This window comes from Flavobacterium sp. (assembly GCF_039595935.1).
Lineage (GTDB): Bacteria > Bacteroidota > Bacteroidia > Flavobacteriales > Flavobacteriaceae > Flavobacterium.
In genome coordinates, this window is record NZ_JBCNKR010000006.1 from 654,013 (window position 1) to 668,668 (window position 14,656).

General features: G+C 34.1%; 18 protein-coding genes. All 18 read right to left on the reverse strand.

The window, feature by feature from the left end; translation table 11 throughout:
• Positions 1 to 57: 57 nt before the first annotated feature.
• On the reverse strand, positions 58 to 1,119 hold the full coding sequence (locus ABDW27_RS12525) for a beta-ketoacyl synthase N-terminal-like domain-containing protein (protein ID WP_343696223.1): 1,062 nt from the start codon (positions 1,117 to 1,119) through the stop codon (positions 58 to 60).
• Positions 1,119 to 2,318, reverse strand: coding sequence for a beta-ketoacyl-[acyl-carrier-protein] synthase family protein (locus ABDW27_RS12530; RefSeq protein ID WP_343696224.1), 1,200 nt, complete (start codon positions 2,316 to 2,318; stop codon positions 1,119 to 1,121). Before ABDW27_RS12530 ends, ABDW27_RS12525 begins: the two co-directional genes overlap by 1 nt.
• 138 nt (positions 2,319 to 2,456) lie before the next feature.
• Entirely contained in the window at positions 2,457 to 2,714 is a 258-nt protein-coding gene (locus ABDW27_RS12535; protein WP_068841663.1) for a phosphopantetheine-binding protein, read from the reverse strand.
• Positions 2,715 to 2,716: 2 nt separating this feature from the next.
• Positions 2,717 to 3,334, reverse strand: coding sequence for a 3-oxoacyl-ACP synthase (locus ABDW27_RS12540; protein ID WP_343696225.1), 618 nt, complete (start codon positions 3,332 to 3,334; stop codon positions 2,717 to 2,719).
• Between the two features lie 96 nt (positions 3,335 to 3,430).
• Positions 3,431 to 4,570 carry a beta-ketoacyl synthase N-terminal-like domain-containing protein gene (locus ABDW27_RS12545; protein WP_343696226.1) on the reverse strand — a complete coding sequence of 380 codons (1,140 nt, stop codon included), beginning with the start codon at positions 4,568 to 4,570 and terminating at the stop codon, positions 3,431 to 3,433.
• Between the two features lie 119 nt (positions 4,571 to 4,689).
• A complete protein-coding gene (locus tag ABDW27_RS12550) occupies positions 4,690 to 5,190 on the reverse strand; it encodes a hypothetical protein (protein WP_343696227.1) in 501 nt (166 codons plus the stop codon).
• 49 nt (positions 5,191 to 5,239) lie between these two features.
• Complete coding sequence (locus ABDW27_RS12555) at positions 5,240 to 5,689, reverse strand: acyl-CoA thioesterase (protein ID WP_343696228.1); 450 nt, start codon at positions 5,687 to 5,689, stop codon at positions 5,240 to 5,242.
• On the reverse strand, positions 5,664 to 6,947 hold the full coding sequence (locus ABDW27_RS12560; RefSeq protein ID WP_343696229.1) for an ABC transporter permease: 1,284 nt from the start codon (positions 6,945 to 6,947) through the stop codon (positions 5,664 to 5,666). Before ABDW27_RS12560 ends, ABDW27_RS12555 begins: the two co-directional genes overlap by 26 nt.
• Positions 6,937 to 7,689, reverse strand: coding sequence for an ABC transporter ATP-binding protein (locus ABDW27_RS12565; protein ID WP_343696230.1), 753 nt, complete (start codon positions 7,687 to 7,689; stop codon positions 6,937 to 6,939). Before ABDW27_RS12565 ends, ABDW27_RS12560 begins: the two co-directional genes overlap by 11 nt.
• 7 nt (positions 7,690 to 7,696) lie before the next feature.
• Positions 7,697 to 8,695, reverse strand: coding sequence for a BtrH N-terminal domain-containing protein (locus ABDW27_RS12570; protein WP_012023182.1), 999 nt, complete (start codon positions 8,693 to 8,695; stop codon positions 7,697 to 7,699).
• Positions 8,695 to 9,099, reverse strand: a complete 405-nt coding sequence (locus ABDW27_RS12575; protein ID WP_343696231.1) for a hypothetical protein — start codon at positions 9,097 to 9,099, stop codon at positions 8,695 to 8,697. The genes ABDW27_RS12570 and ABDW27_RS12575 overlap by 1 nt, the downstream gene beginning before the upstream one ends.
• A gap of 27 nt (positions 9,100 to 9,126) precedes the next feature.
• Positions 9,127 to 9,594, reverse strand: a complete 468-nt coding sequence (locus ABDW27_RS12580; protein ID WP_343696232.1) for an ABC transporter permease — start codon at positions 9,592 to 9,594, stop codon at positions 9,127 to 9,129.
• 1 nt (position 9,595) lies between these two features.
• Entirely contained in the window at positions 9,596 to 10,027 is a 432-nt protein-coding gene (locus tag ABDW27_RS12585) for a hypothetical protein (protein WP_343696233.1), read from the reverse strand.
• Positions 10,027 to 11,160: a beta-ketoacyl-ACP synthase III gene (locus ABDW27_RS12590; RefSeq protein ID WP_343696234.1), complete on the reverse strand. Its 1,134-nt coding sequence runs from the start codon at positions 11,158 to 11,160 to the stop codon at positions 10,027 to 10,029. Before ABDW27_RS12590 ends, ABDW27_RS12585 begins: the two co-directional genes overlap by 1 nt.
• A gap of 15 nt (positions 11,161 to 11,175) precedes the next feature.
• Positions 11,176 to 12,078: a dialkylrecorsinol condensing enzyme DarA gene (locus ABDW27_RS12595; protein WP_343696235.1), complete on the reverse strand. Its 903-nt coding sequence runs from the start codon at positions 12,076 to 12,078 to the stop codon at positions 11,176 to 11,178.
• A 205-nt stretch (positions 12,079 to 12,283) separates the two neighbouring features.
• On the reverse strand, positions 12,284 to 13,165 hold the full coding sequence (locus ABDW27_RS12600) for a lipid A biosynthesis acyltransferase (protein ID WP_343696236.1): 882 nt from the start codon (positions 13,163 to 13,165) through the stop codon (positions 12,284 to 12,286).
• The gene (locus tag ABDW27_RS12605) at positions 13,165 to 13,419 is read right to left on the reverse strand and encodes a phosphopantetheine-binding protein (RefSeq protein ID WP_343696237.1); all 255 of its coding nucleotides are present in this window, start codon (positions 13,417 to 13,419) and stop codon (positions 13,165 to 13,167) included. Before ABDW27_RS12605 ends, ABDW27_RS12600 begins: the two co-directional genes overlap by 1 nt.
• The gene (locus tag ABDW27_RS12610) at positions 13,412 to 14,647 is read right to left on the reverse strand and encodes a beta-ketoacyl-[acyl-carrier-protein] synthase family protein (protein WP_343696238.1); all 1,236 of its coding nucleotides are present in this window, start codon (positions 14,645 to 14,647) and stop codon (positions 13,412 to 13,414) included. Before ABDW27_RS12610 ends, ABDW27_RS12605 begins: the two co-directional genes overlap by 8 nt.
• Positions 14,648 to 14,656: the final 9 nt, after the last annotated feature.

Genomic DNA, 14,656 nt, shown 5'->3' on the forward strand with positions numbered 1-14,656 from the left:
GAAGAAAGACTAAAAGCAATAAAAAGATAAAAAATATCGAGATGTTTTTATGCGTTATCATTTTGAAAGTAACGTAAAACTATGATTTTTTCCGTTTAATTGATTGTACAATAAAATGGTTTTATAAGCTGGTTTTGTAACCGAATTTACTTTTATAATTTCTGGAATTTCCTGTGTTTTTAAAACTTTTGAAGCCATCCAAAAAGCAAAAGCCGAAGCGGTATCGTATTCTCCGCTCAAATGTTTGTAATACAAAACAGGAGTTTTTGAAAACGAATTTTCAGCAAGATTTTTATAATAATTTTCGAAAGAAGCATTTCCGTCAAAACCTAAAACCAAAGCGTCGATATCTGAAATTTCTAAATTATTTGATTTCAAAAAAGATTTAATTTCAGATTCTACTTCGTTTACTTCCAGTGTGTTTACGATTGCAATATCCAGAAGTTCAGCGTATGTGTTTTCTTTTCTTTCATTTTCTAAAACAAAAAAACTGGCGCCTTCGCCATAAACCGCTCCGCTCGTTGTCGAATTTAAAACATCATATGGAGCAGAATTATCAGCTTTAATTCGGCCGTTTAATTTAAAAAGCGAAGTTGTATAATCGCCGTTTTCGTCAACGCCACCAACCAAAATTGAATTGGCTTCGTCTTCTTCAATCTGCATTTTAGCATCCAAAAGTGCCGACTCAAAAGAAACCGCACCATTTACATACGTAAAATTATAACCTTTACATTGCTGTAAAAGAGCAATTTGTGCGCCAACGGTATTATGAGTTGACTGAATAAAAGAAGTTGGCGTTAAAAATTCTTCTTTATTATCTAAAATACTTTTCAGGAATTTTTCAGAATCTTCTATGCAGCCTAAACCAGTTCCGGTAATAATGGCATCGACACTTTCAACATTAGCATCTTTCATGGCTAAAGCCGAAGCTACAATTCCGTTTTTTACGCCTTTTGCCATTCTGCGGCTTGCAGCCGGTGAAATATAATCTTTGTATGCCGGCGAAACAATCGCCAGTACATTTTCGTTATGATTGACAACAGCTTCTTCTAAAAAAACAGTATCAAATGTTTTTTGAGTCGAAATACAGCCTACTCCATTTATATATGTTTTTTTCATTAGCTTTTTGAAAATATAAGGGTTGAACAATTTCCTCCAAAACCAAAAGAATTAGATAAAACATGTTCGATGTTTTTATTTTTTAAAGTAGTCTGCGGAGTCAAATCGAATTCTTCCATCTGCGTTTCAAAATTCAAATTGGGATAAACAACATTATTCTGAATTGCCAAAACACTGTAAACCGCTTCAATTGACGCTGCCGCCGCTAAAGTATGTCCCGTAAACGGTTTTGTAGAACTAAAATCCGGAACTTTTTCTTTTTCATAAATGCGACGTAAAGCTCTTCCTTCAGATAAATCGTTGTTTGGAGTTGCAGTTCCGTGAACGTTGATATAATCGATTTCAGAAGGTTTTAGACCCGAAACTTCAAACGCTTTTTTCATTGCCAAATAAGCGCCGTCTCCATTTTCTGAAGAAGCTGTTTGGTGGTAAGCGTCATTTGCATTTCCGTAACCCGAAACTCTTGCCAATACTTTTTTATTTTGCTTTTCGACGATTTCATCCGATTCTAAAACTAAAAAAGCAGCAGCTTCTCCAAGATTTAAACCTTTTCTGTTATTGTCGAAAGGTTTGTTGTAATCGTCAGATAAAATCATCAAAGTCTTAAATCCGTTGATCGTGAATTTTGACAAAGCATCTGCTCCGCCTACAATTACGCGATCCAATTTTCCAGTTTTAATTAATCTTGCACCAAGCATAATCGAATTTGCTGCAGAGGAACAAGCTGTACTTATAGTCGAAACCATTCCTTTCAAGCCTAATTCTTCTGCAATTTTATCCGCAACATCGCCGCCGTCGTGGCAAGTGATATATTTTACCAATTCCGGTTTTTCGAAATAATCGTAATAATGTTTCTCTGTCATGTCCATTCCGCCCACACTTGTAGCCGAAACAAGTCCGGTTCTAAATTCATTTATATTGGTAATGCCGGCATTTTCAACAGCTTGTTTGGCTGCCAAAGTACCAATCATAGCGGTTCTCGAAAAATTATTATCGTCGTTTAATTTCAGTTCGCTGATAAGATCATCGTTGGTTTTTTTGATTTCACCCACTTTGATAACATCTGCATGAACCGTAGAAATATTGGAGATATGAGAAATCCCGATTTTATTTTCGATTAACGAATGAAAATTTTCCTCAACTGAATTCCCGATCGCGGAGATAATTCCCATTCCCGTTATTGCAACACCTTTTGTCATTTTAGATTTTAGAGTTTTGATTTTAGATTCTAGAACTTTGTCAAAGTTTTAAACTTTGACAAAGTTGACGGATTTTAAAACATTTTAGATTTTAGATTTCCTATTGGAATCTAAAATCTAAAGTCTAAAATCTGAAATCTATTTCGTTCTGTTAGCGCTAATGTAAGCCGCCATAGTCTCGATAGACTGGAAAATTGTTTTTCCTTCTTTCGGATCTACTAATTTAATTCCGTAATCTTTATCTAAAATCACGATCAATTCAAGCGCATCAATCGAGTCTAAACCTAAACCATCTCCAAACAAAGGATCGTTATCAGCAATGTCTTCAACTGCGATATCTTCAAGATTTAGAGTCGTGATAATTTTGTTTTTCAATTCTTCTTTTAATGCTTCCATGATTATTTATTATATAATGTATTGATAGTTTCGTTTGTATATTTTGTGCTTTCTTCCTTGCTTATTGTGCAGAGAAACGCTTTATAATTGTCGTTAAAAAATTCTACCCAGCCGCACAAAACCATATCTGCTTTATTCGTATTCAACAGAATATCTGAATAATTCGACATAAATTCCGTGTTAAAGGTGTCAAATATAAAGAAAGAATTTTCACTTTTAAGCTGATGACGGATACTTATTTCGCCCAAACAAATATTTGGCAGCGTATAAACGAAAACCGCCGGACTCGGAAAATAGTTTTCTTTGTCTGAAATAGATTCCTGATATTTTACATCGGTATCTAAACTTGACGATTTATTCGCCAAAACCAAAGCTATATTATGTTCTTTTTCTTCCGAAGTTATCGGACTCAAAAGCAATTCTGATCCTAAAAAAGCCAGTTTACTCAAAGCGTCCATTTTGAAAAACTTTGGATATTGCATTTCAAAATTACGATACGCTTGTTTCGAGAAATCAGCAAAATCGGTTGGTTCAATTTTGAATACAGAAGTTCCGTTCAAAACAATTTCGTTGTTTTGGATAGCGATATAGGATTGTATGTTGGTTTTATTTTGAGTCATTATTTTAATTTAACACTAATTCCACAAATTGGCACAGATTGTTTTGGGTTTAAAAATTACACTAATTAATCCGTGTGAATTAGTGTAATTAGTGTTTTATCTTATCTTTTCAAAAACAACCGCCGTATTACAACCTCCAAATCCCGAAGCTGTTTTCAAAAAATATTCAATCTTTTTTTCTTCATTTTTCTCAATAACATTTACAGCTTCACTAACTCCAATTTCATCAAAACCCTTTGATTCAAAAAGTGTATTTTGGTTAGCAGATTCGATCGCAATTACCGTTTCTAATAATCCCGAAGCGCCTAATGTATGACCATAAAAACCTTTTAAACTATTTACGGGAACATTTTGTAAACCTAAACGATTTAAAGCAATGGCTTCCATTTCGTCATTATAAGGTGTTGCGGTTCCGTGTGCTGAAATATAATCTAATTTGTTGGCTTCGATTTGAGCTTCTTTCAAAGCATTTTGAATACTTCTGAACAAACCTTCACCTGTTCTTGACGGACCCGAAATATGATTCGCATCGTTTATTGAACTGTCGCCAATTACTTTTATTTTAGCGTTTTTGGCTTCCGCAGAAACTAAAAGGGCTGCCGTAGCTTCGCCTAAACTTACTCCGGTTCTGTTTTTAGAATACGGTTTACAAGGCAAATCACTCATCGCCTGAAATGCATTAAAACCAGACAAAACAAATTCTGAAACTTCGTCGCCTGCAACAACAAAAATATTGTCGTAAAGTTCAGACTGAATCATTCTTTTAGCAATTGAAACCGCTAAAATTCCCGAAACACAAGCATTTGAAACGACAATTGGCTGTGTTTTGAATCCGAAAAAATCGGAAATGTTTTTAGCTAAAACATCTAAATGTGCGTTGTTGAAACTTTCGTCAGAATCATTTGCTAAAGCAGTTACATTTCCTTTTGTGGTAGAAAGTATAAAGACCGTTTTTGAATTTAATTCAACTCCAGAATTTTTGATAATCGGCTCTAAAGCCAAAATCATCATTTTTTCTAAACGGGAATATTTTGTCTCAGTGCTGATTTTTGAAAAAGCGCTGTTTATTTTTTCATCAGAAATAATCGAAGCATAAAATGAATTTGGCATCAAAGAAACATCGTTATGAAGCTGAATTCCAGAATCGCCATTAAGAATGGCGCTAATATTGGATTCAACATCAAAACCTAAAGGGGTGATGCAATTTGTTTCTGTGATGTATATTTCTCTTAACATTTTATGATTCTCAGTTTCTCCTGCAAGGTTTTCAAAACTTGTAGGTATATTTTATTTTAAGCTTTATATGAAAAAAGGTTTCACCTAGATTTTACAGACTTAGGCAGATTTAATTACTCTTATTGTCTAACTTCCATTCTGTCTTTATAGTTTAGAAAATTAGAAAACTCCCGAACTACTGCTATTATTTCTTCAGATGGATAATCTAGGTCATCCAAATTTATTGTTTTTGTTTTTGAATCGTTTCTGTGAATAACTAAAATTGTCGTTTTTCTTCCTCTTTTTTCTTTTTGGGTACTTAATTCAACAAACTTAATCTGATTCCAATCCCAAAATTTTAAAGGAGAAAATGGTAAGATTGATTTTCGCATCCAGATTCCTTTATTATTAAAATTTAGTATCGGATCATCGTCAAAAAGATTAATCCAACTTAAAAAAGCAATAAAAATGGATATAAAGAAGATGATATTGTACAAAATATTTGAATTAAATTTCTTCCAATGAAGAAGTTCATTTGGAAAACTACAAAAAATAAAAAATGGAATAGCGGTAAAAATTACTATTGCAAAAATTGAATTTAATAAAGATCCTTTTACTGTTACTTCTTTTTTAGTATTCAAATTATCTAAAATTTTATGAATATTAATTCGTGAATTCGTGGCTAAAACTTTATTTCAACAACCCAACTTTCTTTTTCCATTCTTCATAAAAAGGCGGATTGGTCAGCATTAAATTTCCTTCTTTATCTAAAAAAACCTGAACGGTTTCTCCTGTGCATGCAATTTCGCCTTTATTATCGATAATTTTAAAACGATAAATCATTTTGGCAGCGGGCGTATCAACAACAGTTGTTTCAATTGTTACAACATCGCCATAACGCAAAGACAATTTATGTTCGCAGGTTGATTTTACAATTGGCGTTGTGTAACCGGTTTTGGCAATGTCCAAATACGTAAGTCCGTGCTGACGGCCAAACGCTTCGCGTCCATCTTCAAAATAGGTAATATAGTTTCCGTGCCAAACAATTCCAAGCGGATCAGTTTCGTTAAAACGAATTCTGATTTCGTGGGTAACGGTTAAATCTGTGGCTTCGTTAAACTGCTCTTTTCTTTTTATCATAAAATAATGCGATGGCTGTGGTAAGAATAAAAAACAAAAATAATAAACTTATTTTTGGGATGATTTCCAGAAAAGAAACGTTTCTTAAAAGAACGTCGTAGAAAGCATCTAATCCCCAGTTCATTGGAGACGATTTAGCAATAATCTGCATGATTTTCGGCATGGCAAAAACCGGAACCCAGATTCCGCCAATTGCTGCTAAAATAATAACACTCGTTGCGCCAAACGGAGCCGATTGTTCCTGAGTACTTGCAATTGTTCCTAATAAAATTCCGAATCCGATTGCTGCAAAACCTGAAAATAAGGCAACGATGCTCATTAAGGCTAAATGTCCTTCGATATTTAGAGAAGGTAATCCGATAGATGGAAATAGAAAAACGGCAACGGCAACCATCATATAAAACTGAATCATACAAATGACAGAATAAGTGATCGTTTTGCCAATAATCACAACTAAACTAGAAACAGGATTGGTTCTTAATCGAACGAAAGTTCCTTGTGATTTTTCTTTTACAATATTAATTGATAACGGAATTACAATAAAAAATATCGCAAAAAGTGTCCACGCCGGAACGTTATGCTGCACCGAATTTGGACGAACTTCTTTATTATTGATTTTTGGAATAATCTCTTTAAAAGAAATGAAACTCTTTTGCTCAAAATTTGCATTTCCTTCTCCTAATTGTTTTTCGAAAGTAGTGTAAATCGATTTGGTTTCGATCTGCGAAATCATTTTGTCGATTGAACTCATGACCGCATTTTTAAAACTCATCTGAACCGCCGGATCAAAATACAGTTTTACTTCTTTTTCTTTAATTATTCGTTTCGGTTCACTTGCTGCCGTACTATCAGTCATGCCTAAACTGCTGACAATTTTTTCGACATTTTGATCTACTTTCGCCTGCAAATCAGAACTTAAATTTTTCGGAATTATAATGGCCAATTGAAATTTTCCTTTGTAAACATTTTCTCTGGCAACATCTTCGGTAATTGTTTTATTATCGATTTGCGTTACAACGCTAAACAAATTACTTTTTTCTAAATTCTCAAAAACGGTTTTCGAAACAGAACCTTTGTCGTTGTCCACCAATAAAATCGGAATTTTAGAATCGCTGACAGTTTTAAAAGTGCTGTCCTGAATTAACGTAACTGTGATGACTAAAACCAAAGGCATTATAAATAGAATTATCAATCCGCCTAAATCGCGTTTAAGCAGTAAAAATTCTTTTACGATTGACATCCAAATTTTATATAGCATCTCTCAAGTCTTTACCGGTTAATGAAATAAAAACGTCTTCGAGATTGCGGGCATCTTCAACAGAATTAATTAAGGTTGAAGGTGTTCCTTTCGTATAAATCTGACCTCTGTCGATGATCGCAATTGTGCTGCAAAAATCCTCGGCTTCAGCCAAATGATGAGAAGTATAAATGATGGATGTTCCGTTTTGGTTCAACACTTTTAGATACTCTATAATAGCATTTTTAGACTGAACATCAACACCAACGGTTGGTTCGTCTAAAAATAAAACTTTTGGGTTATGCAGAATTCCGGCAATTAAATTGACACGGCGTTTCATTCCGCCGGAGAAAGTTCCAACAGCTTTGTCAGCAAATTTTAAGAGTCCTAAAAGATCTAAAGTTTCGATTACTTTATCTTTTAAGTCTGAACCTTTTAAACCGTACATACTTCCAAAATAATGCAGGTTTTCTCTTGCCGTAAGAGTTGGATATAAGGCATATTCCTGAGGAACAACTCCTATGATTTTTTTAATTTTTGAAGAATGATGCTGATAGTCTAAACCATCAATTGTAAAATGTCCTGAAGTTGGTTTTACCAATCCGCAGAGCATTGAAATTAAAGTTGTTTTTCCGGCACCGTTTGGTCCTAATAAACCAAAAATTTCTCCTTCATTGATATCCAGCGAAACATTGTTCAAAGAATATTGATCTGCTTCTTTGTACTTTTTCGAAAGGGATTCTATTTTAATTATAGACTGCAAAATATATTTAGCTGATAGCTTTTTTTAGTTTTTTGAAAAAGATTTCTTCTCTGTTGGCAATGTCCAAAAGTTCATCGGCAATCGTGTTGTATGCATCTTCTTTGGCACTTCTGTTTTTATAAATTCGCGAAGCTTCAACAGCAAAATCTCGCCAAGAATCGCCAATTTTCGTCATTTCTTTCGAAAGTTCTTTCAGTTCTTCATTACCTAAAACAACCGAAGCTTCCTGTAAAAATGCCGCATAAATAAAACGAAAACCTCCGCCGCCGGTTCCAATTTCTTCCTGCATACGAACCATTTGCGCCAGATAATGATTGGCTTTTTTGGTTCCGTGTTTTATCGGCCATTTTCTAATTTGCTTAGATACAAATTTGATGCCGCGAACACCAACAATTGGCATTGGCGCCAACATATCTCTGCATGTATTTTTTATTCCTTTAATGATGGCACTTTTTAAATCAACGTCTTTTGGAATTTGAATTGGATAATACATTTGGCCGCGCGGCGCAAACGCACCTTTTGCAAAACGAACTTTATCTAATTCTTCGTGTGTTAAAGTCGTTACGGTTTCCATTACTGGATCGCTCACTAAATAATCTTTATCGGTTTTTCCGTAAACAACTAAATTATGTGCGTTGAAATGGAAACGATATTCATCTGGAAAATAACTTAAATTGTAAACACCAACTTGTAATCCGGTTGGAATATTATTTTTTAGATTTTCATCTAATGCTTTATTCGCATTTGATACCGATGAAAATTTTTGTCTTTTTATTTTTAAATTTAAACGAGTGGCAACTTTATTAAAAATCTGTCCAGGCAAAGTTCTGTAACTAATTGCCGGAGCATAATTAACTTTTATAAAAGGCAGATACACAAAAAATAACCCGGAGCCAATACCAAAAACCATCGGTTCGCTGATGTTTAGTCCGCTGTTTTTTAGCAGATTCGACGCTACTCCATTCTCGCAATGAGCAGACTGATGATGTGTGAAAGTTAACTCCATTATTTGGTGATGCTGTTTTTTAATTCTTCGATTGAAATTTCAAATGTATCGGCATATTTCTGCAGAATTTTATCGCTTAATGTTGCAAAAATACTTGGTTTAAAATGTCTTTTTACACGCCATTTCCAGAATCCTACATAACTGGATAAAATAGTAAGATCCATTTTGTTGACTTCCATAAAATACACAATCGGACTTGCTTCGCCGTTTAAAACTTGTTGTCTGGCATCTGCGATTCTTTCGTTTATTTCATCAATTGAATTCGAAAGTGCTATTGTTTTTGGTTCCCAGCCTGTACTTAAGGTTGTGGTATAATTGCCATTTTCATCTATTGCGTACAAAAGTTCTTTAACGTTATTTTTCGTTAAATTACTTTGATCCTGAGGTACTTTATCTTTTTCCATTACCTAGTTATATTTTCAAGTGGAATTTTACGAAACTGGAACTGTTTTTTGAATAAACAAATTAATTTCGCATTCTAAGAGTATTTGATCTTCAACAGAGCTTTGACAGCTCATTGTGCATAAAGTGTAATCGTCGCCGGCAAATTTTGAAACTAAATTTGCTTTGGTAATTATAGTGTCGCCCACTTTTGGCAGCGAATGAATTTTTACATTTTTTAAGGCACTGATAAATCCAATTACATTTACGTTCTCATTTTCTGTTCCGTTTTCGTCAAAAAAATATTTTTTTCCAACAATAGACGAACAAGTCTGCGCCGTATTTTCAATTAAACCTGCTTCAATAAAAATAGTATTCTGAACAAAAATATTGTCTTCTTTTATCAAAAAAGTGGTCTCTACGAAGTTGGCATTAATATCCAAAATTAAATCGACCATAAGCATTGGAGCTCGGTGCGGAAGGTAATTTTGTATGTCAACTCCGGTATTCAAAATCATATTATTTGGCTAAAACGGTTTTCATTTGTCCGTTTGCAATTTCTTCATTATTTAATTTCGTCACAATATTTACCAGAGTAATTCCGGCAAATTCCTGTAAAATAGTTACTTCAGATTGTATTGTGTCGTTTAATTTTGGCAGTTTTTTAATTTCAATTTCTTTAATAGAACCGATATAACCGGTTGGAGCAGTTTCATTTCTTAAAAAAAACTGATAACCTGTATGCAACGCCACAGACTGTGCCATGTGTTCGATTAAACCCGCTTCTAAAAAGCTGTCGTTATTAAAAAATATATTATCACTTTTAATAGTAAAACCAGAAACCAGCGATGTTTCGGTATACGAAAACATGCTGTCTACCATTACAAAAGGAAACTTTTGCGGCAATAAATTTTCGACGGTTTTTTGTTCTAAAAGTGTCATTGTTTCCATTAGCAAACAGTTAAATAGGCGTAAGCAAAAGAAAATCTTCCGCTTTCCGGAACTGATAAAAGAATATGATCTCCTTTTTTCAATTTCCCGGAATTCATTAATTCTTCAAGTGCCAGATAAATTGAGGCAGAACCTACGTTACCTACTCTAGAAAGATTCATGAACCATTTTTCATCGCTCATTCCGATTCCTTTTTCTGTTAATCCTTTCTTTAATCCTTCAACGAAGAAATTAGAAGAAACGTGAGGAATAAAATAAGTAATATCTTCAGATTTGATGTTGTTTTTATCCATCGCGTCTTTCATGCTTTCTGCACCTTTAGACAGGATAAATTCATCTAATAATTTTACATCTTGTTTAATAGAGAAAACAGATTCGTTTAGCCATTGTTCTGGTGTATAATCGCTCCAACCTTTGATTTCGCCGTTTTCAAGTTTATCACCTCCAGCATACATGCAAGTTTCTAATTCGTAAGCATACGAAAAAGCTTCCATCCATTCTATTTTTAGAGAAATTGGTCCGCGTGGTTTATTTTCTAATAAAAATGCACCAGCACCGTCAGAAAGCATCCAGCGTAAAAAATCTTTTTTGAAAGCAATAATTGGCTGTTCTTCAAGATTTTTTAAATTCTCGGCTTCGTGGTTGTATTTTTGAGCATTTAGCCAGGTCGAAACTTTTTCAGAACCTGTGCAGATGGCATTTTTTGAATTTCCGGAACGCACAGAAAGAAAACCAAATTTAAGAGAGTTCATTCCGGCGCAGCAAACTCCTGTTGAAGAGTTTAATTCTACCGATTTATTTTTTAGTAAACCATGAACCATCGCAGCATGCGAAGGAAGAAAAATGTCCGGCGTTGAGGTTCCGCATGAAAGTACTTCTAAATCCTGAGGCGTAAAATTTTCGTCGAATAACGGTAAAATTGCATTTCTTGTTAATTCGGCATTACTATGTGTACTTTTACCTTTTTTGTCAACAGCGTAATAACGGCTTGTAATTTTGTTGTTGCGCAAAATAATACGTCTTGCTTTTGAGGCAGTATCGTTGATAAGGCCCAAATAGGCTTCCATTTCATCATTAGAAACAGCTTCGTTTGGCAAATATTTTGCAGCTTTTGTGATGTATACTTCAAACATAATCTAAAATCGCTTCTAAACTCCTTGATAATATTGAGTTTCTCTTTTTATGGTTTTTAACTTAAAAGGGTAGGAAATCAAGTGCAATATATACACTATTGGCGAGATTAACCAAATTGCCAAGAATAAATAAACATTAAATACTTTTAGAAGCTTTTTTCGGTTTTTTTGATTTTTAAAAATGAGGTTTGACCATTTATTGAAAATTTTATTGGCTGTTTTGTCTACAGTTACTAAATATGGACTAATCTTTACGGCACCAATTTCTACCAATTTTGGCTGTAAATGCTGTAAATTATTCTCGTTAAACGCTGAAAGCATAACTTCTCCAAACTTTGGAGATTCGTTTATGTCTTTTTCTGAAACTCCCGGAAGCGGAAAAATGCCTAAATATTTTTTCTTAACACCAGAGAACATCCATTCTACAATTGTAATAACGCTTATTAAATTTCCAACACGATCTACAAGAGCTACATTGCCAACTAATTGTGAATTGGCTTCTTTAAGTAACGTTTTGATTTTTTCCTGAGCCATAATCCACATATTTCTCGAACCGCTAATTGTTATAACGGACGTGTTGTTGAGGATTTTTTTGGCTTCGTCGCTTTTTAAAAACGAGTTAATTGGAATGGAAGGCGATAAATACCAAACCTGATAATGGAAAAGAACCAGATCGTATTTTGTATTTAAAATTTCTTCAGGAACTGGTTTTAACGCTGTCGGAATCTGTAAAAAAGATTCCGGAAAGGCGTCAAAAAAAGCATCCTTATTCCACGGAAAAGGAAACGGTTTTTCTAATTGTATTTCGTGAAAAGTTACATTTATATTCTCTGAGTTTAGAAATGGTTTTGCGATGTTTTGCGCAATACTTTCTAACTGTCCGGATTGAGTATAATAAATAACGAGAACATTTTTCATTGAGGTTTTGTTGCTTTGGTTGCGAACAAAAATAAGTAAATTTATTTAAACGGATTTTTCTTGTTTAACGGATTGAGGGTTTACCACGAATTACACTAATTTTCACGAATGTATTGCGTAAAAAAGAATGTTTTTAACCACATGTTGAGATTTACAAAATTTCAGAGAGTATTAAATTAGTGAAAATTTGTGGCTAAAGAAAATTTTAAGGCTTCAAATCATTCCAGAAATCGAAATAATTAAACCATTGTAAAGGGTATTTTTTTAGAATGCTTTCTACACTTGTTACGTATTCTTTTAGCAATGCTTTTTCGTCGCGATGTTTTACTGTAGCTTCTCTTGCGTATAAATGATAATGTAAATTTGGCTCTTTCATAACATAAACGAAGACAACCGGAACTTTTAATCTCGAAGCAATTAAAAATGGTCCGGCAGGAAAGTTTGCTTCTTTGCCTAAAATATTTTCAGAAAGTGATTTTGTGCCTTCAAAATAGCGGTCGCCTGTAAAACAAACCAATTCGTTATTGGCCAAAGCAGCATTGATCTCAAAAATATGAGACAAATCTTCTTTGATAATGATGAATTTTACGGTTGGTTTTTGGGTAATGCTTTCCAAATAATTTTTGATGGCAGAATGCTCTAAATCTGTAGTAACTAAATTGATTTGAAAATCGATATCAATTTCTCCAAAAAAATGTTCGGCGATTTCAAAATTACCAACATGTGCGCTAATTAGTACACCGCCTTTTTTTTCTGCCAAAAGATTTTTTAAAGTCTCGATTCCGTCAAATTCATAGGTAAATTTGTTCCGCATTCCGGCCGAAATGGAAACTTTATCAATAATGGTTTGTCCAAAAGTGTAATAACTTTTGAAAACCATTTTTTTTGATTTAAAATAGGAGTATTGCAGCCTTTCTTTAAAATAATAAAAAATAGCGCGATTGCTTTTCTTTAAAAATAAAAAGTAATAAGAGGCGACAAAATAAAGTAAAACATAAGCAGATTTAACACCCGCTTTTTGAATCAAAAAAACGAATATTCTATATCCTAAAACCGTTCCTTTTGATTTGCCATCCCATTCACTCATTAAGCTGTTTTGGCTTTTAATTTATTTTCGATAAGGTCATAGAAACTTTGGAAATCAGAGATTCCAACAAAATCAGCCTCAACTAGTTTTACGCCAAAGTTAGATTCTATTGAAACTACCAAATCAACATAATCTAAACTATCTAAGCCAAGTGTGTCTTTTAAATTAGCATTTGGTTCAATGTCATCATTGTCTACTTCAAATTCATCAACCAAAAAACCATTAATTTTTGCTATTATCTCTTCTTTATTCATTGCTCAATTTAAACTTTTTAACCACCAACGCAGAGTTGGTTCCTCCGAAACCGAAAGAATTGGACAAAAATATGTCAAATTTTTTGTTTAACGTAGTTTTAACTAAATTTAATTTTGAAGCATCTTCGTCTGGGTTTTCTAAATTGATGTTTGGCGCAATGAAATCGTTCTGCATCATTAGGATAGAGTAAATAATTTCACTTGCTCCGGCCATCCAGCATTCGTGTCCCGTCATCGATTTTGTTGAACTTACATAAGGATTTTTCTCACCAAAAACTTCAAAAATTGCTTTGGCTTCGTTTGCATCACCAACCGGAGTTGAAGTTGCGTGTGCATTTATATACTCAATATCGGTTGCTTTTAGTTTAGCATCGTCAAGTGCTCTCTGCATAGCTGTAGCCGGTCCTTCGACGTTTGGAGTAGAAATATGTCCACCGTTTGAAGAAAATCCGTAACCGGAAACTTCGGCAATAATGTTGGCTCCACGAGCAATAGCAGATTCGTAACTTTCAAGAATTAAGGTTGCTCCGCCGCCACTCGGGATTAATCCGTCGCGTCCGGCATCAAAAGGTCTTGATGCTTTTTCCGGATCACTTTCTCTGTTAGAAAAAACACCTAAACCATCAAAACTGCTCATGGCATATTTGTTAATTTCCTGTGCTCCTCCGGTAATAACGATATCCTGAAAACCGCTTTTTATTAAAAAATAAGCTAATCCTATAGAGTGCGAACCGCTGGCACAAGCTGCACTTACGGTTAAATTGATACCACGAAGTTTAAAAATTGTTGAAAGATTCATGGTAACGGTAGAATTCATCGATTTAAAAATCGCTCCGGAACCAATTAAGGCAGTATCTTTTTTCTCGCGTACAATATCTGTAGCATCAATAATGGCTTTAGAAACACTGTCGTTTCCGTACATAATTCCCACTTCGTGAGTTTCAAAAAAAGAATCGTCGATACCGGCATTTTTCAATGCTTCGATCGTGGCCATGTAAGCATATTCGGTTTCTTCGCCAATGCTCATACGTTGTCTTCGGGTCAAAAGATTTTTTAAATCAGCTTTCGGAACCATTCCGGTTAAGGCTGACTGAAAACCAAATTCTTTTCGTTCAGCATCGAACTGAATTCCTGATTTTCCATTATATAATGATTCCTTTACTTCATCTAAAGAAGTTCCGATACAAGAATAAATTCCCATTCCAGTAATTACAACTCTTCTATTCATCGTCTTTCA